General features: G+C 55.7%; 21 protein-coding genes and 1 pseudogene. 15 read left to right on the forward strand and 7 right to left on the reverse strand.

Translation table 11 applies throughout. The features are described from left to right. Positions 1-27: 27 nt before the first annotated feature. The gene (locus RQI55_RS20835) at positions 28-1,353 is read right to left on the reverse strand and encodes an Nramp family divalent metal transporter (protein WP_180575686.1); all 1,326 of its coding nucleotides are present in this window, start codon (positions 1,351-1,353) and stop codon (positions 28-30) included. A 424-nt stretch (positions 1,354-1,777) separates the two neighbouring features. Between RQI55_RS20835 and RQI55_RS20840 the strand changes: the two genes are divergently transcribed. Continuing rightward, entirely contained in the window at positions 1,778-3,538 is a 1,761-nt protein-coding gene (locus RQI55_RS20840) for a penicillin-binding protein 2 (protein WP_180575685.1), read from the forward strand. 264 nt (positions 3,539-3,802) lie between these two features. Here RQI55_RS20840 and RQI55_RS20845 read toward each other — a convergent pair whose 3' ends face one another. After that, complete coding sequence (locus tag RQI55_RS20845) at positions 3,803-4,309, reverse strand: copper chaperone PCu(A)C (protein ID WP_180575684.1); 507 nt, start codon at positions 4,307-4,309, stop codon at positions 3,803-3,805. A gap of 563 nt (positions 4,310-4,872) precedes the next feature. Between RQI55_RS20845 and RQI55_RS20850 the strand changes: the two are divergent. Then, a pseudogene (locus RQI55_RS20850) lies at positions 4,873-5,189 on the forward strand (PRC-barrel domain containing protein). A gap of 69 nt (positions 5,190-5,258) precedes the next feature. Here RQI55_RS20850 and RQI55_RS20855 read toward each other — a convergent pair. From RQI55_RS20855 to RQI55_RS20875, 5 genes are all read right to left on the reverse strand, one after another. After that, positions 5,259-5,693 (reverse strand): hypothetical protein, encoded by a 435-nt coding sequence (locus RQI55_RS20855; protein WP_311273498.1) that lies wholly within the window; start codon positions 5,691-5,693, stop codon positions 5,259-5,261. A gap of 175 nt (positions 5,694-5,868) precedes the next feature. Next, complete coding sequence (locus tag RQI55_RS20860) at positions 5,869-6,249, reverse strand: hypothetical protein (RefSeq protein WP_174010441.1); 381 nt, start codon at positions 6,247-6,249, stop codon at positions 5,869-5,871. Continuing rightward, entirely contained in the window at positions 6,250-6,954 is a 705-nt protein-coding gene (locus RQI55_RS20865) for a thermonuclease family protein (protein WP_180575681.1), read from the reverse strand. After that, positions 6,951-7,490, reverse strand: a complete 540-nt coding sequence (locus tag RQI55_RS20870; RefSeq protein ID WP_174010445.1) for a thermonuclease family protein — start codon at positions 7,488-7,490, stop codon at positions 6,951-6,953. Before RQI55_RS20870 ends, RQI55_RS20865 begins: the two co-directional genes overlap by 4 nt. Further along, positions 7,487-8,095: a hypothetical protein gene (locus RQI55_RS20875; protein WP_174025987.1), complete on the reverse strand. Its 609-nt coding sequence runs from the start codon at positions 8,093-8,095 to the stop codon at positions 7,487-7,489. The genes RQI55_RS20870 and RQI55_RS20875 overlap by 4 nt, the downstream gene beginning before the upstream one ends. 157 nt (positions 8,096-8,252) lie before the next feature. Between RQI55_RS20875 and RQI55_RS20880 the strand changes: the two genes are divergently transcribed. The 13 genes from RQI55_RS20880 to RQI55_RS20940 are packed head-to-tail and all read left to right on the forward strand — an operon-like array spanning position 8,253 to position 21,251. Beyond that, complete coding sequence (locus tag RQI55_RS20880; RefSeq protein WP_180575680.1) at positions 8,253-9,221, forward strand: lytic transglycosylase domain-containing protein; 969 nt, start codon at positions 8,253-8,255, stop codon at positions 9,219-9,221. A gap of 12 nt (positions 9,222-9,233) precedes the next feature. After that, a complete protein-coding gene (locus RQI55_RS20885) occupies positions 9,234-9,584 on the forward strand; it encodes a TrbC/VirB2 family protein (protein ID WP_132665707.1) in 351 nt (116 codons plus the stop codon). A 1-nt stretch (position 9,585) separates the two neighbouring features. Further along, positions 9,586-9,885 carry a type IV secretion system protein VirB3 gene (locus RQI55_RS20890; protein WP_174025985.1) on the forward strand — a complete coding sequence of 100 codons (300 nt, stop codon included), beginning with the start codon at positions 9,586-9,588 and terminating at the stop codon, positions 9,883-9,885. 2 nt (positions 9,886-9,887) lie between these two features. Further along, positions 9,888-12,347: a VirB4 family type IV secretion/conjugal transfer ATPase gene (locus RQI55_RS20895; protein ID WP_311273497.1), complete on the forward strand. Its 2,460-nt coding sequence runs from the start codon at positions 9,888-9,890 to the stop codon at positions 12,345-12,347. Next, complete coding sequence (locus tag RQI55_RS20900) at positions 12,344-13,432, forward strand: lytic transglycosylase domain-containing protein (protein WP_180575708.1); 1,089 nt, start codon at positions 12,344-12,346, stop codon at positions 13,430-13,432. Before RQI55_RS20895 ends, RQI55_RS20900 begins: the two co-directional genes overlap by 4 nt. A gap of 12 nt (positions 13,433-13,444) precedes the next feature. Continuing rightward, complete coding sequence (locus tag RQI55_RS20905; RefSeq protein WP_311273496.1) at positions 13,445-14,143, forward strand: type IV secretion system protein; 699 nt, start codon at positions 13,445-13,447, stop codon at positions 14,141-14,143. Further along, a complete protein-coding gene (locus tag RQI55_RS20910) occupies positions 14,136-14,363 on the forward strand; it encodes a hypothetical protein (protein ID WP_235678674.1) in 228 nt (75 codons plus the stop codon). The genes RQI55_RS20905 and RQI55_RS20910 overlap by 8 nt, the downstream gene beginning before the upstream one ends. A 12-nt stretch (positions 14,364-14,375) precedes the next feature. Continuing rightward, positions 14,376-15,404, forward strand: a complete 1,029-nt coding sequence (locus RQI55_RS20915) for a type IV secretion system protein (RefSeq protein WP_174010459.1) — start codon at positions 14,376-14,378, stop codon at positions 15,402-15,404. A 35-nt stretch (positions 15,405-15,439) separates the two neighbouring features. Further along, positions 15,440-16,132, forward strand: a complete 693-nt coding sequence (locus RQI55_RS20920; protein ID WP_132665713.1) for a virB8 family protein — start codon at positions 15,440-15,442, stop codon at positions 16,130-16,132. Next, the gene (locus RQI55_RS20925; protein ID WP_311273495.1) at positions 16,129-16,938 is read left to right on the forward strand and encodes a TrbG/VirB9 family P-type conjugative transfer protein; all 810 of its coding nucleotides are present in this window, start codon (positions 16,129-16,131) and stop codon (positions 16,936-16,938) included. The genes RQI55_RS20920 and RQI55_RS20925 overlap by 4 nt, the downstream gene beginning before the upstream one ends. Continuing rightward, positions 16,938-18,155 (forward strand): type IV secretion system protein VirB10, encoded by a 1,218-nt coding sequence (gene virB10 / locus RQI55_RS20930; protein WP_311273494.1) that lies wholly within the window; start codon positions 16,938-16,940, stop codon positions 18,153-18,155. Before RQI55_RS20925 ends, virB10 begins: the two co-directional genes overlap by 1 nt. Then, positions 18,136-19,158, forward strand: coding sequence for a P-type DNA transfer ATPase VirB11 (gene virB11 / locus RQI55_RS20935; RefSeq protein WP_311273493.1), 1,023 nt, complete (start codon positions 18,136-18,138; stop codon positions 19,156-19,158). The genes virB10 and virB11 overlap by 20 nt, the downstream gene beginning before the upstream one ends. Further along, positions 19,155-21,251, forward strand: a complete 2,097-nt coding sequence (locus RQI55_RS20940) for a type IV secretory system conjugative DNA transfer family protein (protein ID WP_311273492.1) — start codon at positions 19,155-19,157, stop codon at positions 21,249-21,251. Before virB11 ends, RQI55_RS20940 begins: the two co-directional genes overlap by 4 nt. Positions 21,252-21,315 lie beyond the last annotated feature (64 nt).

Raw genomic sequence — 21,315 nt, forward strand, 5'->3', positions numbered from 1 at the left:
TGATCGCGCGGTCGCCACTCATGCCGACTACGCGACGAAGTCGTACAGCAGCTTGATGTTCAGTAAGGCGATCACCACGGCGATGAGCCAGGCAAACGATGTGAGCCAAAGCGGTGCCTTGAGTTCCCCCATCTTCGCGCGATCAGAAGTGAACATCACGAGCGGGAACACTGCGAAAGAAAGCTGGAGACTGAGAACGACCTGAGTGAGGATCAGTAGCTGTCCGGTGCCGCTGTCTCCGAATGCGATGGTGACACCCGCGGCGGGAATGATGGCTATTCCCCGTGTGATCAGGCGGCGAAGCCACGGCGCTAGCTGTATCTTGAGGAACCCTTCCATGACGATCTGGCCAGCAAGGGTCGCGGTCACGGTCGAATTGATGCCGCAGCACAAAAGCGCGATCCCGAACAGCGTCGGAGCTATGGCAAGGCCCAGCAGTGGGGCAAGCAGATTATGGGCTTCGCCCAGTTCCGCAACGGACGTCTGTCCGGTCTTGTGGAAAGTCGCCGCGGCAAGGATGAGGATGGAGGCGTTGACGAGCAAAGCGAACATCAGTGCGACGGTGGAGTCGATCGTCGCGAACTTCAGAGCTTCGCGCTTCTCGGGCAGCGTGTGGCCGTAGTTGCGGGTCTGCACGATCCCTGAATGGAGATAGAGGTTGTGCGGCATGACGGTCGCGCCGAGGATGCCCAGCGCAAGATAGAGCATGTCTGGGTTGGTGATGATCTCAGTGGTGGGCGCGAATCCGAGAATCACCTGACCCCAGTCCGGATCGGCAAGCACGATCTGGATGGTGAAGCAGACAGCGATCACGCCGAGCAGCGTTATGACGAGCGCTTCGACCCAACGGAAGCCCAGCTTCTGAAGGTACAGGATCAGAAAAACGTCCAGCGCGGTGATGATCACACCTAGTTCCAGCGGGATGCCGAAGATAAGGTTGAGGCCGATCGCGGTGCCGATCACCTCGGCGATGTCTGTCGCGATGATGGCGATCTCGGCCAGCAGCCACAAAACCATAGCCACTGGCTTTGGGAAAGCGTCCCGACACGCCTGCGCCAGATCCCGCCCGGAGCCGATAGCAAGCCGCGCACAGAGCGACTGCAGGACGATCGCCATGATGTTCGAGACAAGTGCCACAGTGAGCAGCGCATATCCAAATCTCGATCCGCCAGCCAGCGAGGTCGCCCAGTTTCCCGGATCCATGTATCCGACCGCAACAAGATAGCCGGGGCCGAAAAAGGCCATTGCCCTGCGGAAGGTGCCTGATCCCGCAGCAACTCCGATGGAACGGTGAACATCCGATAGAGATGCCTCACCCACGGTCCGCCGCCAGCCTTTGATCGGTTTGTCCACAGCCCCGCCTCGCCTTCATAGCCCTTGCTATATTGCAACTGCAAATCATTCGCATTAATCGATGGCGTTGGCAAGACGATATCCTTTGGTGCCTTCAGCGCTGATATTTTCCTGAATTCGCTGATGATGATCCACTTCCCCGGTCAGATCGAAGACCGGATTTGGTAGTCCTTCAGAAAACATCGTGTTGCGTTTGTCAGTCTCTCCCGCTCCGCGACGGGCTGCGTATCAACATCCACGACGGGCGAGGATAACGAAACGTTAATCAGTTTTATGCAATTTTAAGTGTATATTAATGCAAACTTCATTGCGGTTGGTGTCGTACCAAATCCTCGATTGGTTTCAGACCCGCCAGGTGCAAACTACACATCGGCGGACGGTCTGGGCTGCTCATGGTCAATGCTTTCGGAGATGACGGTTAGATATGATAGGCTTTATCGTACGGCTTAACCGCCGCGCCCATTTCAGTGTGGAGTCCAGGGTCAAGCCTGTTACTAAAGCCTTTGTCGGCACATCCGAACGCCGCAAGCGTGATAGTCGACAAAGGCTGAGCTTCCTGATTGCAGGCTTTGCGGTGATGTACATTGTCGTTGGCGCACGTCTCGTTCAGTATGGCCTGAACGACCCGGTGGTGACGGGATCCATTCATCCCAGCGCCAATGCCGTCGCAACGCGCCCGGACATTCTCGATCGTAATGGCGAGCTTCTAGCGACCGATATCAACACCGTGTCGCTCTATGCGGAACCGCGACGTATTGTCGACGCTGACGAGGTTGTGGAGAAACTTGCAACCGTGCTGCCAAACCTTGACTGGAGCGACACGCACAGGAAGCTCCGATCCGGTTCCGGCTTTCAGTGGTTGCGCCGCCAGCTCACGCCCCGGCAGCAGTCTGATATTCTTGCGCTTGGGATTCCCGGCATAGGTTTCCGTCCGGAGAAGCGACGCTTCTATCCGGGTGCTGCCACCGCCTCCCATATTGTCGGCCATGTCAATGTCGACAACCTCGGTCTTGCGGGTATGGAGAGGTACATCGATCAGCAAGGTTATGCCGACCTTCGAGCGACGGGCCTGACGAACGATACCAGGCTCGAGCCTGTGAGGCTTTCGATCGACGTCCGCGTCCAGCATATCGTTCGCGAAATCGCGGCGCGCGCGATGACGAACTATCAGGCAGAAGCTGCTGGTGCCGTCATTCTCGACGTGGAAACTGGCGAGGTCATCGCTATGGCTTCCGTTCCTGACTACGATCCGAACCAGCCTTCGCGCGCCCTCCCCGATGGCTCGGTCGACAAGGAATACGAAAAAGGCTGGTTCAATCGGATCAGCAACGCCACATTCGAGATGGGGTCCACATTCAAAAGCTTTACGCTTGCCATGGGTCTGGACGCAGAGAAGATCACCTTGAATTCCGTTGTGGATGCGTCCCGCCCCATCCGTATGGGCGGATTTACGATCAGGGACTTCAAGGGAAAGAACCGACCTTTATCGATCCCGGAGGTTTTTCAGTATTCATCGAACATCGGAACGGCGGCTGTTGCCGACAGGGTCGGGATAGAGGGGCATAAGGAGTTTCTTACGAGACTGGGGCTGCTTTCCAAGATGGACACGGAGATGCCCGGCGTAGCGACCCCTACCCAACCCCGAACGTGGAAAAAGATCAATTCCGTCACGATCTCGTTCGGCCACGGCGTAGCTACCACCCCACTGCAGACCGCCGTTGCTGCCGCAGCCCTGATCAACGGCGGCAACCTCATCAACCCCACCTTCCTTCCACGTTCGAAAGACGATGCAGCATTGGTTTCCCGCGCCGTCATCAAAGAGAAGACCAGTGCGGATATGCGGTTCCTCTACAACTGGAACGGCCTCAAGGGTTCTGGCCGAGGCGCCCAGGTCGAAGGCTTTCATGTGGGCGGAAAGACCGGAACTGCCGACAAGGTCATAAATGGCAGGTATGCCAGCGACATCAACTTCAACGCATTTGTCGCAGGCTTTCCGATGGACAAGCCGCGATACGTCGTGCTGACAATCATCGATGCGCCGAAAACAGGTGTGAACGGAGGAAGGACCGCGGCTTCCACCGCGGCTCCGATGACCAAGGAGATCATCGAGAGAACAGCAGCCTTGCTTGATGTGAAGCCCCGGTTCGGAGGTGAAACCGGCCCTCAGATGCTGGTCAACTACTGATTGGTCATGGGATCATCGTCCATGAATTGTTCGGCGACGAGCGGGAAGCTATCTCATCACCGCCATCGGACAAACGCCAGTTTGCTCAGATACGCCGTGAAGTGAAAAACAGGCTATGGCTCTGGCCTTGGGTGTGCCGCTGCCACCTGTCCGCGGATCGGTCACGCGATGAACGCCATCTTGAAATTGACGAAGGCGCCCGTCCTGTTCCCAGCAGACACCTTCAGACATTCAGACCCGGACGACCTCCGCTTTCGCGCGAATTCACGGCTTGGTGTGGGCACCATGGTCTTGGGAAGCCGACGGGGCCTCCGCCTTTGACTGAACCACGAACTCGACCTCGACGGGACCCGCCTTCTCGAACTGCAGAGTAGCCTTGAATTTCTCTCCTTCGCCTGGGCGCTGCCTGGGGTTCACAAGCATGATGTGTGCTCCGCCCAGTTGCAGTTTCACGGTCTCCCCAGCTTGGATCTCGATGCCCTGCTTCGCGGGTCGCATGCGCGCGACCCCATCGACCAGTGTCGACTCGTGTAGCTCCAGACGTTCGGCGGCGGGCGTGCTGCCGCCAACAAGCCGATCGGCTTCCTCTCCGGTGTTGACGATCACGAGATATGCGCCAAGTACGGGCGCCACCGGAGGTGCCTTGGCCGACCAAGGGTGTTTAAGTTCAAGGCTGCCCGCCTTGAAGTCATGTGCGTCGGAGGAGACGGGAACGCCTGTCGCGGCAATGAGAGCCACGAACACGCCAGAAGCAGCGACCCTTAGATTCATAAGTATACTCCGTTCTCGCGAGCCTACCCGCGCTCTTGCTAAAACAGTTCCACCTGGTGCCAAAGACCCTTGGCGCTGGCTCTGAGCGGTATATCCCGGCAAATATCGTCTGAAAACCCTCTTACTCAATGGAAATGGGCGCAGCAGGCGCAGCGCGTTCATGGTGACGAGCACCGTCGCTCCAGTGTCGGCAAGAACTGCTGGCCACAGCCCGGTGACACCAATGATGGTCGTGACCAGAAAGACTGCCTGCCCATCCGCACGCCGATGACTTCTCGACTGCCAGTTATCTCGAGTGACACACTGGAGTACCGTTCGCGATCAGCGAGCATGTGCCCAGGTGCAGCAAATCGGGGACATAGCTGCCCGAATCTTACCTTCGATGGCTCGTAAGGCTTCGGCTTCTTGGCCAAGGCGAAACCTTCATGATCTGACATACGCTGGCATCGATTGAGGTTATCAAGGGACTGGTGCTGCGGCTTAACAAACGCTTCCCCACAACGACAACATCGTCTCGGGAACGCTAGGAGGGAACAAAGTTACGATCTCCGCACTTTCATTCAATGCCAAATAGAGGATTTACAAGGGACCATACCAAACATCTTCGCCTTGACAGCACGGAGCTGACCCCCGCTGTGCTAGAAGGTGCCACAATTTACGGCGCTGACGACCGTTAGGTGGGTAAGCTTGACCATATTCACGGTTCGGGGCCCACAGGGAAAGCGGTTATAGACGTGGGGGCGGCCTTGGGATTGGAGCGAAGCCAGTCAGCGTGCCTCTCATGGATTTACGTGACCTTGACAGTTTCGTTGAACTCTCAGACGAACAATTGAACGCGCGGCTTCTCGGACCCGAATTGCTACAATGGCTCCGATCCTGACATTGGACGCAAATGCGATATGGGAGCTGGCAGCTATTACGAGTATAATTTTCTGGTTCATAGAGACGCCTACAGATTGAGGTTGAACCAATGGCGTTCTTTCACGCCTTTATCGTTCGGAATGTCGAAGTAATACGGGTCAGCCCTCATTGGCCTTGGCTGTGTGATGACTACTTGGCAGCTATTGCCACCGCCAAAGCCATTGTCGTTACTGTTTGAATTGAGTTCGCGCATTGTGATGCCCGCCTGCTTGTTTGCGCGGTCGTTCCCATAGAGCGTCCGAAAAGCGCCGCGGTTGCTGCACTGGTTGACTGTCTTTGTGCAAACATTTGCCTCGCCACCGCCGAAGAGGGACTCGTTGTCGCGACCAGAAGATGACCGCCCGGCTTGAAAACCGGCAGGGCAATCCTCGAAAGGCTCGTTGCCCGGTTTGCCGGCCTTAGCTTCTTCGCAGATCGGCCACGAGAAGCCGGGCTTTTTCATCGCCGAAATCAATTTCTGCATGGGCGGCACGCAGTACCCAACCCCCTGCCATGAAGGGTTCTTGGACGCTGCGCAAAGGAGGATCTGGCACCCCCAAGACGCATCTTGCGCCCTTGCGGCAGGTGTCATGGCGAGAGCCGCAACACCTGCGGCGATAAAATACAGAGCTTTCATTAGCTTTCCCTCTCTCATTCGTTCACTGCGGAATTGGCCGGTGTGAGATCTTGGCTTCTATCGCGTGGGGGTCTGTTCGGTCGGAGGCCGCATAAATGACGGCGGCGATCAACGAGAATGCTGCAAACCAGAGGATACCGACGCGGTAGAGGAGGGGGCGGTTTGGGATATCCCGGCAAACCGCCGCAAATGCAAAAAAGCCGACAAGATAGCTGTCGAAAGCGAGATGACGCTCGGCCTGGAATAATGCTGAGACCACGAGGAGGACCAGAGCGCAGGGGGCGTGGATCGACCACAAACGTTCGCAGGGCACGATCAGGGCGAGCGAAAGTGGAATGGCAACCAATAGCGCCGCCATCGGATCGATAGCGAACGATGTCGCGATATGTGCGATATCCGGCAACTATCGATCTGTCCTCTTAGGTTTGTTGCGTGCGTCAGCAAACGGCGGCGAGATTTCGCTTTTTCGTTCTGCCAAAAGGTTGAAGTCCGCCAGCGGTCGCCGCTCAAGGGTCTTATCAACCGCTTTGCGCCGCCATTCGTTCATGTCGAGCACGTAGGTGCCCCACATTCCATAACGGGCGGCCATGGCATCGTGCTGATAGGAAAGGTACTGTTGGTTGGCGTAGGGGGAATCCACTCGCGCCCAACCTACGCGCAGCATTTCCGTCGCCACGTCTCGGCCTTTGACCGTGCATTGAGCGAGAGGAATGCCATCATTTCCATACCCAAGCGTCGTGCAGACCGTCACCTTGTTGCCAATGGTTCGCTTCAACCAAGCTTTTGCAAGCGGGCCACAGGGAACCGGCATAGGCGCTTGGTTCTTTGTCCGGTCTACCCACTTGGGGTGGAGAGCCCATTGCGGGAGCTCGCATGCATCGATACTCGCGAGGCGGACCTTATAGCCACGTCCGAGAGAGTCATACCAAAGAGTGCGGCCGTCTAAAACGGTTACAACGCCTTTGAAGACCGGCAACCTGACGGGCGCGGAATCGACGGGTGGTGCCACGCGCCCCGAGTAGCGCGGGGTATAGTATTGTAGGTCGGCGGCCATTGAAGGTGTGGCAATCGCAGCGATAATGACGCCGAGCAGTGGAATATGTTTCATTGCTCCGCCTTCCTGGCGCGCTGATTGGCTTCTCGGCTGAGGGTGATCGACGGGTGCTGGACGTCTTTGAACTGCCAGAGACCCGCCTTTTTCTGCTGGGCCATCTGTTCGGCCACAGAGTAGGGGACATGATATGGAAGTCCGTCGCTCTTCAATGCAGCAAACGCGTACCCACTGCTGACGAGAACCTGCCCTAGATCCAGCCGCTGGCTCCCAACGGTCGCGTAACAAATGACATACGAAATGTCGTTTGCCTTAGCGACTGGTGCGCAAATCGGCTGCGTGTCCATGATATACGCGGCAAGAACAGCGAGGGACGCCTCGCCGCAATCGCGAGTGTTACCGTGCGCATCGGTATAGTTGGTACCGCGCAAACATGACTGTATTCCATAGAGACGGAACCGCTCTCCATTGGATACCCATGTGTCCCCGGTCTCGAGCGTTATTCCGTCCGGCCTTAAATCGAAATAGCCCTCCGAGGCTGCGAGAGCCCAGGTAGGCATCAGTGCCGCCATGAGAAGGGCTATCCGCTTCATTGCGACTTTACCCGCGGATCGGCCCACATGCCGAAATCGCCCTTTTTGCCGAGATTCTCGGCTTCCTGAAGATCAGGCCGCTCCACTGATCCATCAGGTTTTTTGGCGAGACGAAGAGCGCCTAGAGAAAGAAGCTGTTCCTCAAAATTATCGACCGAGTCCATGGCACCAGGGTAATTGTAGTACCCGTAGCACGTCGCATTCTGCATCGGCGCCCCCTTCTCGCTGACGAAGGCGCGGCAGAAAACGACCTTTGGGCTCTGCAACATGACCTGAAGCTGCTTAAGAGCGTAGTCATCGCACGTTCCCGCATAGTCTTCCGTCCGGTTGACCAAATCGCCCTTACACGGCTGCAGACCGTACAGATGTACTGTTGTCTTATCATCGATCTTGAAGTCGGTTCCGGAGACCGCCTTGAACCCTGAGGCTGTTGCATAGCCCTTCCGGTCAACGACCTTTCCATTGCCGTCATAATACTCGACCACCAAAGCCGTTTTACCGGGGGCTACGAGTGATTTGACGTAATCCTTGTTAATTGCCGGCGCGGCAAAAGCTTGTGTTGCCATTGCGCAACTTGTGAGTGCGGTAATGATGGTCCGTATCATTTTCTAGCCCTAACCATCTTGGTACAACGGATTCCCTTGAGAAAGGGGGTTTAACACTGGCACAAAAACTTGTAAGTCTGAGCCAAATCGGTATCATACAAGCATCAACTTAATCGGTTTTCTTCCTAATCACAACACCGTTTGGCAGGCGGAGACGATGGAAAAAAGGGCTAGCATGGCAGGCTTTTTAGGCACCACCGTCCTTTTTGGGACAGCTCTCGCTACGCTGTGGTCGGCCAACTGCGCATATGCCCAAGATGCTGTAAAAAATACCAGAATAGCCAGCGCATACAATGATACAACAACGTCTGAACTACCGTCACTAGCTACCAACTTCGCGGAAAGATGGGCTGGGGAGCCTGTCGCAGCTAAAGAATTTGTCTTGGGCGCTGATGGCGTAGTGAAGGACGCGAACCAGCAGAAAGACGCGACCAAAGCGGCCGGTTTGCCAATTACTAAAATTGGCGCAGGAAACACCTCGTATGTGGATGTGACAGGATCAGAAGCCGACTCCCCGATTACTCCTCGTGCCACCGGTTCAGTTATCCAAATTGGCGCAGAAAACGTGTTAGCTTCGCCCGTGGTGGGGGCAAAGGAGTGTGGGGCGTCTCCGATGACGCCTGACGAGATCAAAGCCTTGGTTGTAGAGACCGCGCGCCGCCATCAGGTAGACGAGGCGTTTGCTGTGGCGATTACATGGGCCGAAAGCCGGTTTGATGTGGTTCGCAACTCGCCCAAAGGTGCGCGTGGCCCCATGCAGCTTATCCCTGACACCGCTACGCGGTTCGGCGTCGTGGATATCTGCGATCCTGCTCAGAACATCGAAGGCGGCATCAAGTATCTCCGCTTCCTCCTCGACGAGTTTCAAAATCCTCTGCTCGTAGCCGCCGCATACAACAGCGGCGAAAACCGGATCTACGAATATGGCGGAGTACCGCCCTTTCAGGAGACGGTCGGGTACGTCGCAAAGGTCCTCAATTTTCAGCTTGGCCTTCCGATGCCTACCGGCAAACGGAAGGCCGGAAATGTCGTCCGCGAAGCAGCGGCGACGAATACGGCCAACGGTAGCGGGGTAATTGCCGTGGAGAAGACCGGCAAGTTTGTCGGTGGCGTAATGCACTTCTAAGGAGAGAATCAGATGAAAAGTGTGAAGTTGGGTCAATCCCAAGCGGTTAAGGTGATCGCGCTTCTTGGCGTGGTCGCGGCGGTACAGATCGTCGGTGCTGAGCTGGCGTTTGCGCAAGGGGCAGGTGGCGGCGGCAGTGGTGCTTTCGGCCCTATTCAGACCGCCGTGCAGATGATCGTGGATTTCATCACTGGCCCATTTGGCCGGTTGTTGGCGATCATCGCCGTAATCGCCTTGGGCTTCATGGCATTTGCCGGTCGGTTGTCTTGGTTTACAGCCGGCGCGGTCGTCATTGGTATCGGGCTCGTGTTCGGCGCTCCCGCCATTGTTGATCAGATGATCTCTTCGGTGGGCGGGCAGTAAGTTGAGCGAGTTCTCGGATGAGAAGCCGGCGCTTACGCCTTTGGTGATCGGTCTGACCCGGTCACCTACCCTTTGGGGCGTGCCATACATGGCGGTTGTGCTGATCATCGGCATAACCATCATCGGTTGGCTTGCGTCGAACCATCTTGCCGCGCTTCTGCTCGCGCCTGTGGGCTACCTGGTCCTGTTCTCGCTTTGCACATGGGACGCGAAAATTCTCGACGTGCTTCAGGTTTCGTCACGCAAGACCCCCCGCACTCCCAATAAGCGCTTTTGGGGCACCAACTCGTACGGACCATAATTATGCTGAAAGTCGTCAAAGAAGAGCTAGGATTTGGGAAGGTCGCCGGAAACGAGCGGCCTATGTCCGTTCATATTCCCTACATGCGGCATGTCTCGGACACGGTGATAGGTCTTGAGAATGGATCGCTCGCCAGTGTTATCAAGCTCGACGGCTTGTTTTTCCAGACCGAAGATCAGGCCGAATTGAATATGCGATCGGTCGTTCAGAACACGATGATCCGCGCGCTCGGCTCAAGCCGGTTTTCCCTGTGGTCAACCGTGATCCGTCGCGAGGTCGAAACCGAGATCGGTGGAAAGTTCGACCAATCATTCTGCGACATCCTCAATACGCGATACATGGACCAGCTTCGCAAGAAGCGCATGTTCACAAACGAGATCTACTTGACGATTGTCCGTTCGGGCATGCGCGGCGCGCTTGGTGTTGGCGACTCTCTCAAGCGAATTTTTACGCAGTCAAACAAGGACGCTAAAACACAGGCCACTCGCGAAGAGGTAACGGACCTGGAGGAACTGATCGGGAATATCGTCCGTGAACTGAGTAAATACGGAGCCCGTTCGCTCGGCATAACCTACCGGAAGAAGTCCGACGATACCGCAAAGATCGAGGGGCAGGAGGAAGAGACCAAGGGCGAACCGTATTCCGAGCCCTGCGAATTCTTCAATTCTATCCTCTCGGGGAGTGTGTCTCGAAAGATGCGACTGCCGCGCATGGGCATTCGCAACTTCATTGGAACATCTCGTCTCCACTTCGCCAAGCGCGCCTTTCACGCGCAAGCCGCCGTGGACGAAGATTCGCGGTATGGCGCGCTGCTGTCCATCAAGGAATACCCTCCTTTCACTGGACCTGGCATGTTGGACGGACTGTTACAGGTGAACCATGAGTTCATCCTGACGCAGTCGTTTACCCTTGCGGACAAGCCAATTGCACAGGAGCGCATAACGCGCCTTCAGAGGCAAATCCGTGCCTCGGATGAAGCTGGGACGTCTGTAGAATCTGACATCAATTTTGCTCTCGACAGTATGCTGAATCAGGAAGCCGTATTTGGCTTCCACCATTTTTCGCTACTTTGCATTTCCCGGGACCTCGAAGGCTTGAGCCGCTGCGTCTCGGAACTTGGTGCATGCCTCACGGACATGAACATCAACTGGCTGCGTGAAGATCTCAATCTTGAGGCAGCGTTTTGGGCGCAGTTGCCCGGTAACCACTCCTATATTGCTAGAAAGGCGATGCTCTCCAGCTCGAACTTTTCGGGCCTGTCATCAATGCACAATTTCGCCAGTGGTCAGGCGGAACGTACGCATTGGGGCCTTCCCATCACGATCCTTGAGACGACATCGCAGACGCCCTACTGGTTCAATTTCCACCGCCGCGATATCGGGCATTTTACCGTCACAGGACCGACCGGCTCTGGTAAAACTGTCGGTTTGAGCTTTCTCCTTGCGCAGGCCATGCGAGTTTCGCCAACACCGCGCGCCGTCTTTTTTGACAAAGACCGGGGAGCAGAAATCTTCGTTCGAGCCATTGGCGGATCTTATGAGGTCCTTTCACCCGGTACTCCAACGGGATTCAATCCGCTCCAGTTGGAGAACACCGGACCAAACAGAGAATTTCTTCAGCGCCTTCTCAAGGCGATGCTCGGTGGGCGTGATCGCCGCGAGTTCACCCAGGAAGATGAAGATATTATCGAGCGCGCTGTAGTCCGCCTCATGGAGGAACCGGCACAACAGCGAAATCTCACCAACCTCGGCAACCTGCTAATGGGCCGTGCCCGGGCGGACGCAAACGATCTCTATTCCCGCCTTCGTCCTTGGATCGAAGGCGAGAAAGCGTGGCTCTTCAACGCACCGCACGATGTGCTGTCCTTCTCCGGCAGGACCGTATTCGGCTTCGACATGACCAACATTCTCGGAAACGAGGAGCTGCGAACCCCCGCGCTTATGTATCTCTACCATCGGCTTGATGAACTGCTGGATGGCAACCCGGTCATGTTCTTCATGGACGAGGGCTGGCAGTTGCTCCTGGACGACACCTTCAGCGCGTTCATTGTCGACAAAATGAAGACCATTCGTAAGCTCAACGGCATCGTGGGCTTTGGCACACAGTCGGCCGCCGATATTGCCAAATCGAAGGTCTCTCATACGCTTATTGAGCAGTCTGCCACGAACATTCACTTCCCAAATCCGCGTGCAGACGAGGAGAGCTACATCAAGCGCTTTGGTCTCACGGTGAAGGAATTCAACTTCATCAAGAACACCCCGCCGGAGAAGCGGACCTTCCTGATCAAGCACGGCAATGACTCCGTCATTGCCAGGCTCGACCTGTCGAGCATGCCTGATCTGGTGAAAGTCCTGTCCGGGCGAAAGGAGACGATCGAGGAGTGCGCCGCGCTCCGCGAGCAACACGGAGACGAGCCGGAAAACTGGTTGGCGAAATTTTGCGGATGGGAGAATGCTGAATGAGGAAAAGTCCCACTCTGGTGCTGCTCGCTGCAGCTATGTCGATTGGCGCTCCGAGCGCCGCCTTTACACAGGTTCCGATTACTGACGCCGCGCTGACGGGCGACGATACGGTAAGGGAGAAAACAACCGACGACATCAAGGAAACTGACAAGAAGCGTCACACTGTCAGCACCAGCGTGACGTGCTCCATGTACAAAAAGGGCAAGGGAGGCGATGCGCCGTCCGCTGCGCAGGCTAATCCGGAAATCGTCGGCCTCGTAAAGCGTGTTGCTCAGGAAGAGGGCGTAGACGAAACGCTATTCATGTCGCTTGTTTATCAAGAGAGCCGCTTTAACCCCTGCGCGAAATCTCCTGTAGGTGCGACAGGGCTATCGCAGCTTATGCCGGGAACCGCGAAGGACCTCGGCGTTGATCCAAACAACATCGAAGGCAACCTTCGGGGCGGCGCGCGCTATCTGAAGCAACAGCTCAAGCGTTTCAACGGGAATACGAACCTAGCTCTGGCGGCTTATAATGCTGGCCCTGGGAACGTCCAGAAGTACGGCGGCATACCTCCGTTTAAAGAAACCCAAGGATACGTTGCGAGCATCACGAAACAATGGATGCCGCAGTTTGGCGGGTCGGATACCTCCAACATTCCGATGAACTATGGAGGAGGCAGCACAGCCTTCTCGGGTGCTCGTGACAGCTCGATGAACGCTATGGCGACGAGCCAGTCCATCACTGAAAGCAGTGGCAATGTCAGTTCGTGGTTGCAGCAGCTCGGGCAGATGCAGACGGGCACGATCCAAGACAGCTGGGACCAGAACTCAGGGGCGCGAAACGCGAATCTCGAAATGATGAATCAGGTCATTCGTCTTGGAGCGACAATGGCTGAACTCATGAACTCGAAGAACGCGCTGGATCTCGGTGAAAGGTCCGGCTCCTCTCGCACGAGCTCGGTGAAGAAAAAAGACGATAAAGACCCCGAAACGGTGAAGCTCTGCGACCCGGCACTGAACGTAGAATGGAATGAAACGGAACAAGCTTGCGTCCAGAAGAGGGAACGGGCGTCCGAAATGAAACTGATGTTGAGTACACAATAAAGGAGAACTGCCATGAAAAAGACGATCGCAACGGCGTTTTCGCTGGCTCTAGCTTCGACAGCGTACGCTCAGGTCCCCACAATCGACAATGCTAACCTGAAGGTTGCTCAGGAAACATCGAAAACAACGACCGACATCCTCGATACCAACAAGGAGGTTCTTAAGACGGTCGAAGAAACACTTCAAGCCGTAACGGGTGACCGTGGAAGCGTGCAAAGCCCTATGCAGAACCTTGCTATCGGCAATGGCTTCAGTGTTTCCCAGATGCCGTCATTCGACAGCTTGATGAGCGGTGGCGTACCGAATTTCGGAGGCATGGGCGGCGATATCGGCAAAGTAGCCTCCACATTCATCAACGGGCTGCAGCTGGTGAAAAACCTTTCGGGAAAGGCCGATAGCACGTTCTCAGGCGATAAGTCGTATGAGGAAGTGATGAATACGGTCCTTGGCGTAGCTGCTCTGGTGACTGGATCAAATCAGGCTGTGCAGCAGCGTACGCAATCCTTCCAGCAAGCGGGTCAGCAGATCGGCAAGGCTGAGGATATCAAGGGCTCGATCGATCAGAACACGCAGCTCCAAGTTCAATCGGGGCTGGTGCTGAACGAAATGATTGGCGTCATGAATGGCACCGTTCAGTCGCTTAATGCCCAAAATCAGCAGCGTCTTGTCGATATGTCGAACTCGAAAAAGGCGATGACCTACGGTGATTAAGGCATTCGAAACAGCTGGAAAAGTGCTTCTAATCGCGACGTTCACGGCCGGGCTTGCCGGCTGTGGAACGGCTGCGAAAGAGAAAACAGCACCCTGCAAAAGACCGGCCAACATGACGTCTTTCGTTGAGGATCCGCGTCACGACTGTGGCCCGATGACGAACGTCAACGGTGATCCATCAGCCGCTCTCGCGGCCATCGACAAATTAGCAACTGAATAGGGGCGTTGGGCGATGGAGGATTTCCTCGGTGGGCTTTTGGATCGGATTGAACAGACAGGCGCTAGCTTCACGCAAAGCGCCTATGGGGTAGTTGGCAGCGAAGTCGCGCCGCTTCTAACCGTGCTATTGATCGCCTACGTCGCCTACTACGGTCTTCAACTGATCATGGGGACGGCTCGGGTCAGTGTCGGCGAGGTCATCAGCCGCGTGGTCAGGATGACGCTGATCGTTGCTTTCATAAACTCATGGGGTAACTTCAACACATTCTTCTACACTTGGCTGAGCGATACGCCCGAAGATGTTGGCCGCGCCATTCTAGCTGTCAGCAACACAGGCATCACGGAGCCGACGAACGGCCTGTCGATGATCTGGGAAACGGCCAATAAAGCGGCGGGGGCCTTTGCCGAGCAGGCCGGATATTTTTCCGTTCTCCCGGCAATGGTCGGTTTCCTCATCATGTTTTTCGTCGGCGTGTTTATTGCCGTCGCTCTCGCGATCCTTCTGCTCGCTAAAGTCATGATGTGGGTGCTGCTAGGAACCGCGCCGATTTTCATCGCATGTTTGTTGTTTCAATCCACCCGAAGCTACGGAATGGCATGGTTCCAAAGTGTACTGATGTACGCGCTTATTCCGTTGTTCGTTTACGTGGTTGCTGCGTTCCTGATCTCCGCAATGGATCCAGAGTTGACGAAGGTCACTGCGGCGGCCGACCAGCGCAGACTTCAACTCGATGATGTCGCGGCTTTCCTTCTTTTATGTGCTGCCGGTGCCTTTGTCCTCTTCAACATTCAGACGCTTGCCCAGGGGATCACGGGCGGCGTCGCGGCCGGAATCGGTCAAGTGGCGCGAACTGTCGGGGGCCTGACAGGCTTCAGTGCTCCAGCTGCAATGCTAACCGGCGCGCGTAGTGCCTCCGGCACAGCTGGCCGACTCGGCATGGAGGCACGCGAGCGGACACAAGCCGGCATGCGGGAAAATATTCGAAATGCAAGTGCGAGTGCGATGCAAAATCGCATCAGTAGCAACAGCGTGCCGCGCTAAACGCAGGCTGTTCAGAGGGGTTTAAGGGCTAGACCATGGCAGATTCAAACGAAGCTCTCAGGAGCTATTTTCAAGATGGCGATAAATGGGAACAGGAGATCGTAAAGAAGGCAAATCGCTCAAGGACATTTGCTTGGTTCGTTGCCATGATAATGAGCGCCATCACACTTATGTCGCTCGGGACATTGGTGATGTTGGTGCCGCTCAAGAGTTTCGAACCTTACATCGTCGAGGTCGACAAAAACACCGGCTACATTGAGGTGAAAACCGGGCTCACGCGCTCTGCAAACCTCACCGACCAGCAGGCCGTTACTCAGGCCAATGTGGTCCGTTACATCCGCTCGCGCGAGGGTTATGACCCGTTTGCTATACAGCAAAACTTCGGAATTGCCGCCCTCCTTTCAACGGCAGACGCCGCTAAGGAGCTCCAAGACGAATGGAGCGCGGCCAATCCGAACAACCCAGGCAGGCGCTTAGGCAGAAACAAGAAAATCACCGTGGACGTTAAGTCGGTCACGTTCTCGAACGCTAGCACCGCGCTGGTCCGCTTCTCGACCACCGAAAGCTCTGAGAGCGATAACATCACACGGCACTACATCTCTGTGGTCCGCTTCCGATACACGGATACGCCGGAGCGCAACGATTGGCGTTTTGAAAATCCGCTTGGCTTCCAGGTGTACAACTACCGACGCGATCAGGAAACGGTTACGCCGGGAGCAGCAGGATGAAAGTCAGACTATTTGTCACTGCGGCCTTCATGGCCGTGACGATGAGTCACGCCTTCGGCGCACAGCAGCCTAGACCTGGCACGTTGGATTCACGCGTTACGAGTGTTGTCTACCAGCCCAATAACGTGGTGAAGGTCTCTGCGACCTACGGCATCTCAACGATGATCATTTTTGATGAAGATGAAAAGTTCGAGACGATCTCGCTTGGCGACACCGATAGCTGGCAGGTCGCACCGTCTGAGAAAGGCAACATCCTATTCGTAAAACCAATTGCGAAAGGTGTTTCTACGAACATGAATGTCGTGACATCCAAGCGGATTTACTTCTTGGAGCTGAATGACTACGCGCCGACAGACGAACGGAAGGTTTTCGGTATCCGTTTTGTGTATCCCGAGAAGGATTTGAACGCATCTCTGCGGAAAGAAGCAGAGTTTCGGGCGGTAAACCCGAACATCAGCAATATCGACAAGGCAAACGTCAATATCGACTACTCATTCTCGGGTGACTCCGCTTTGAAGCCGTCGATGGTCTTCGATGATGGGAAGAAGACGTTCTTTAAGTTCAAGGGACGCGTACCTGCTATTTTTGCGGTCCAGTCTGACTTCTCTGAGACCCTTCGGAATTTCAGAAAAGAGGGCGAATACATCGTCGTTGATGGCACGGCGACACAATACACGCTGAGAGACGGCAACCAATGGACCTGCATTTTCAATCTACGCAAGCCCGATTTTGCAGCCCCTGACCCTGACATCATGGCTCCAAAACCTGATCCGGACGCAAGCAAGCGCAGAAGGAGCAGCAACTAATGAGGCGCAGCCCCGAACTTGAAGCTATGGCGCAGGCTGACGAAACGGATGTCAGCAACAAGAACGCGAAACGAAACCAGACGGCAGGCATGGCTGCTTTGGTGATTTTCGGTGTTATCGCTGCATACATGGTCCTTGCGACCTCGAAAGATGAGCCGCGGGACAATTCTCAGTCGGATGAGGAGTTTCGGACCACAACGTTCCGGCCGCCCGGCTTCGTACGCGATGGGGAGCCGCAACCCGCTCCGGAGCAGCCAGTCGTCGTCCTACCGCCACCTCCGCCTCCTCCGCCGCCACCCGAACCGCCAGCTGATACGACAACGTTCAACGTGCCGCCGCCACCAGTGGCCCCGCCTCCCACTGTTGAGGTGCCTAAAGTGGAGGAGTTTCCCGAGCGCTTCCGGTCAAAGCTGATTACTATGGACCAGAATCTGGGGGGCAACGCGAACGGGTCGCTGGACGGATCGGCCGGCGTCCCGCCGTTGACGGTTGCCGGCGAGGACAAGAATAGCCAGTATCTCTCGTCCGCGAGCGCGATCGGCGATCGTAGCGCCAAGGCCCGACAGCTGAAGCGCCTCGACGCTTTAGTACCAGAGGGCACGCTCATTCCAGGAATTCTGGAAACAGCGATCGTCAGCGATCTTCCCGGGCAGATCCGCGCTATTACCTCCCAGGATGTCTACTCGTTCGACGGTCGGCGCGTGATCATCCCTACAGGCACCCGCTTGATCGGCGAATACCAGTCGGAGGTTACGCGTGGACAGAAGCGTATTTTCGTCGTGTGGACACGCCTGATCCGTGACGATGGTGCCAGCGTGAGGCTGAACTCCATCGGAGCCGATAGCCTCGGTAGATCCGGATTGACAGGTCACGTTGATAACAAGTTCCGGGAGCGTTTCGGCGCTTCCATCCTTCTTTCGATCGTTGGTGGCGGCGCAAGCTATCTGACGGGATATGGAAGCGAACAGAGTTCAGGTTCCAACAATGACGATGCGCAGCGTGGGGCGGATCTCGCTCGCGAGACGATCGCACAGACGTTTAGCGACATGGCAAACACCGTGCTTTCGGAAAATCTTCGCATCCCCCCGACGATCAGCGTCCCACAGGGCGAACGCATCTTCATCTTCGTGCGCCAAGACCTCGATTTCAGCGACATGTACGACGATCCGGTTACAGAAGCGATGAAGGAGATCAAACGTGAACGCTCCGGCAGGTAATCCACTGGTTCATGATCCCCACTATTTCCTGACTCGTTCGTTGGAGCCCATCAGGCCATTTCTAGATGATCCAAAGGTTGTCGAAATCGCGATCAACAAGCCGGGCCACGTGTACGTGGAACGGTTTGGCGCGGACCATATGGAGCATCATCTTATCGATGTTCTGACCGCGCAAGAGATAGAGAACATCGGAGAGCGCGTCGCCGCCTCAACAAAGCAGTTCTTGAATCAGGCCAATCCAATCCTGAGCGCGGCGTTGCCGACTGGTGAGCGCATTCAGGTCGTTTTACCCCCCGCAGCTCCTGACGGAGGATCCATTACGATCCGAAAGCAGGTCGTCCAGAATTTCTCCCTCGAAGACTACAGGGATAACGGATCGCTGGATAAGGTGTCGGTTGCCGTGGGGGGATTGAGCGACGTCGATCGCGAGCTCATTCGATATCTGCGCGAAGAAAAGATCTACGACTTCATCCATACTGCAATCACGAAGCGGGTTTCGATCCTTATCAGCGGCGGCACGTCCTCGGGCAAAACGACATTCTTAAATGCCTGCCTCAACTCAGTTGACCTGAACGAGCGCATCTTGACGCTCGAAGACACGCGGGAACTTTTTCCGCCACAGAAAAACGCAGTCCACTTGGTTGCTTCCAAAGGTGGGCAAGGCACGTCCAATGTGACCATTCAAAACCTGCTCGAGTCGGCACTGCGCATGCGTCCTGACCGCCTTTTCGTGGGCGAGATCAGAGGCGCTGAAGCTTTCTCTTTCCTGCGCGCCATCAACACCGGTCATCCGGGTAGCATGTCCACAGTTCATGCGGACACCCCTATGGGGGCATATGAGCAACTTGCCATGATGATGCAGCAATCTGGAATGTCGGCGGGCTACTCAAAGCAGGACTTAATGTCCTACATTCAAATGGTGATCCCGATCGTCATCCAGCTCCGCCGCGAAGGAGGCAAGCGCGGCGTTTCGGAGATCTTCTTTGCAAGAGATGAAGCATGACGAAAGGCTTCAAAGTCGTCTATCTAGCGTTTTGCCTCGCGGTTGCCTTTGCGGCTTGGATGCTTGGATATGGCGCTGGCCTCCACCTGTTTTACGGCGACGGCAGAATCCTCGATACAACGATACGAAGCAGCCCTTTCGCGCCAATCCAACAGTTCTGGGCTTACAGCGATAATCCTACCCTGCAGAAGGTCGCCCTGGGGTCTTTGGTGCCTGCGTTCATGATCGCCGCAATTACTGCCTATCTTGGCCTTAGACCGGGCACAAGCCCATTAGGGGACGCCGCTTTTCAGGACATCGCGGGTTTGCGGACGGGGAAATGGTTCGGCAAGAAGGGGCATATTTTCGGACGTTTTGGAGGCAAGGTCCTCCGGGCGCAGGACGATCGCCATCACCTGATCATCGGGCCGACAAGGTCCGGTAAAGGTGCCGGTTACGTCATTCCGAATGCTCTCATGCATGAAGGCTCGATGATTGTTACCGACCTAAAGGGAGAGGTCTTCAAGGCGACGGCCGGCTATCGGAAGAAGAATGGCAGCCAGGTTTTCATTTTTGCACCGGGTTCCGAGCGCACGAACAGCTATAATCCTCTCGATTTTGTGCGACCGGAACGGGGCAATCGAACCACCGACATTCAGAACATTGCCAGCATTCTTGTTCCGGAGAACACGGAGTCTGAGAATTCTGTATGGCAGGCCACCGCGCAGCAGGTCCTCGCCGGGGCGATAAGCTACATTCTCGAAAGCCCCTTCTACCGGGACCGCCGCAATCTCGGCGAAATCAACTCCTTCTTTAACAGCGGCGTAGACCTCCAGGCCTTGATGAAGCACATCAAGGAGAAAGAGCCCTACCTCTCGAAATTTACCGTCGAGAGTTTCAACTCATATCTTTCACTGTCTGATCGAGCCGCTGCATCAGCCCTTCTCGATATCCAGAAGGCTATGCGGCCTTTCAAGAACGAACGTGTTGTCGCCGCAACGAACTTCACGGACATGGATCTTCGATCCATGAAGCGGCGGCCTATAACAATCTACCTCGCTCCCAACATCACTGACATCACGCTTCTCAGGCCCTTGCTGACCCTGTTTGTACAACAGGTCATGGATATTCTCACGCTCGAGCACGATCCAAACTCCCTTCCTGTCTATTTCCTGCTCGATGAATTTCGCCAGCTGAAACGCATGGATGAGATCATGACGAAGCTGCCTTACGTGGCCGGTTACAAGATCAAGCTCGCATTCATCATCCAGGACCTGAAAAACCTCGATGAGATATATGGAGAAACCTCCCGGCACTCACTCTTGGGGAATTGCGGCTACCAGTTGATCCTTGGTGCAAATGATCAAGCGACGGCCGACTATGCGTCACGAGCTCTCGGCAAGAGGACCATTCGCTACTCGTCGGAGTCTCGCACAATCGAGATCATGGGACTTCCACGGCGGACGAAGGTCGAGCAAATTCGGGAGCGGGACCTCATGATGTCTCAGGAAGTCCGGCAAATGCCAGAAAACAGAATGATCCTGTTGGTAGAGGGCCAGCGTCCAATTTTTGCTGAAAAGCTTCGGTTCTTTAATACCCAGCCGTTCAAGGCAGTTGAGGCCTATGCCCAGGCTCACATCCCAAGTGTCCCGGATATCGAGTACCTTCCATCGAAGCCGGTCCCGGCGACGACTGCAGAATATGCTGGAAACACAGCCCCGGTAGCTGAGCCTTCGGCTGCAGTCCAAACGAACATGCCGGAAGCCGGTCCCGCTCAAAAAGAGCCGGAAAAACAGATTCCTGCAACGGAGCCGCTAAAGCTCGCGGAAGTAACAGCGCCGGTCGCCATTCCAGCGAAGCGTATCATCAATCCAGCAGCATTGACCTCGAAAGCCAAATCCACACCCGCAGCCCGACCCAAAGCCCCCCGGAAACGCAATAGCGCAGCGTCGGATGACATCGCACGGCGAGACGAGATTGAAGCACTGCATTCCCTTGCAACACAGAGGCTTTGCGAACAGGTCGAGAAAAATAGCGTCGGAAAGAATCCGACGAAACGAAAGAATATCATGGACGTGTTCGCTGCGACCGTTCCAGATCCAGAGACAGCTTGAATATGAAACGGCCCTAAGAGTTTCGCTCTAGGGCCGGTAAGAATCTACTTACTCGGGTAGAAGG

The organism is Rhizobium sp. WCS2018Hpa-16, assembly GCF_031843705.1.
In the GTDB taxonomy this organism is placed as follows: domain Bacteria; phylum Pseudomonadota; class Alphaproteobacteria; order Rhizobiales; family Rhizobiaceae; genus Agrobacterium; species Agrobacterium tumefaciens_C.

Coding starts and splice junctions, on each gene's coding strand:
- RQI55_RS20940 (WP_311273492.1), top strand. CDS start 19,155: ATGACGAAAGGCTTCAAAGTCGTCTATCTAGCGTTTTGCCTCGCGGTT.
- RQI55_RS20840 (WP_180575685.1), top strand. CDS start 1,778: ATGATAGGCTTTATCGTACGGCTTAACCGCCGCGCCCATTTCAGTGTG.
- RQI55_RS20925 (WP_311273495.1), top strand. CDS start 16,129: ATGAAAGTCAGACTATTTGTCACTGCGGCCTTCATGGCCGTGACGATG.
- RQI55_RS20915 (WP_174010459.1), top strand. CDS start 14,376: ATGGAGGATTTCCTCGGTGGGCTTTTGGATCGGATTGAACAGACAGGC.
- RQI55_RS20870 (WP_174010445.1), bottom strand. CDS start 7,490: ATGAAGCGGATAGCCCTTCTCATGGCGGCACTGATGCCTACCTGGGCT.
- RQI55_RS20865 (WP_180575681.1), bottom strand. CDS start 6,954: ATGAAACATATTCCACTGCTCGGCGTCATTATCGCTGCGATTGCCACA.
- RQI55_RS20855 (WP_311273498.1), bottom strand. CDS start 5,693: ATGCAGAAATTGATTTCGGCGATGAAAAAGCCCGGCTTCTCGTGGCCG.
- RQI55_RS20900 (WP_180575708.1), top strand. CDS start 12,344: ATGAGGAAAAGTCCCACTCTGGTGCTGCTCGCTGCAGCTATGTCGATT.
- RQI55_RS20920 (WP_132665713.1), top strand. CDS start 15,440: ATGGCAGATTCAAACGAAGCTCTCAGGAGCTATTTTCAAGATGGCGAT.
- RQI55_RS20845 (WP_180575684.1), bottom strand. CDS start 4,309: ATGAATCTAAGGGTCGCTGCTTCTGGCGTGTTCGTGGCTCTCATTGCC.
- RQI55_RS20895 (WP_311273497.1), top strand. CDS start 9,888: ATGCTGAAAGTCGTCAAAGAAGAGCTAGGATTTGGGAAGGTCGCCGGA.
- virB10 (WP_311273494.1), top strand. CDS start 16,938: ATGAGGCGCAGCCCCGAACTTGAAGCTATGGCGCAGGCTGACGAAACG.
- RQI55_RS20905 (WP_311273496.1), top strand. CDS start 13,445: ATGAAAAAGACGATCGCAACGGCGTTTTCGCTGGCTCTAGCTTCGACA.
- RQI55_RS20880 (WP_180575680.1), top strand. CDS start 8,253: ATGGAAAAAAGGGCTAGCATGGCAGGCTTTTTAGGCACCACCGTCCTT.
- RQI55_RS20885 (WP_132665707.1), top strand. CDS start 9,234: ATGAAAAGTGTGAAGTTGGGTCAATCCCAAGCGGTTAAGGTGATCGCG.
- RQI55_RS20875 (WP_174025987.1), bottom strand. CDS start 8,095: ATGATACGGACCATCATTACCGCACTCACAAGTTGCGCAATGGCAACA.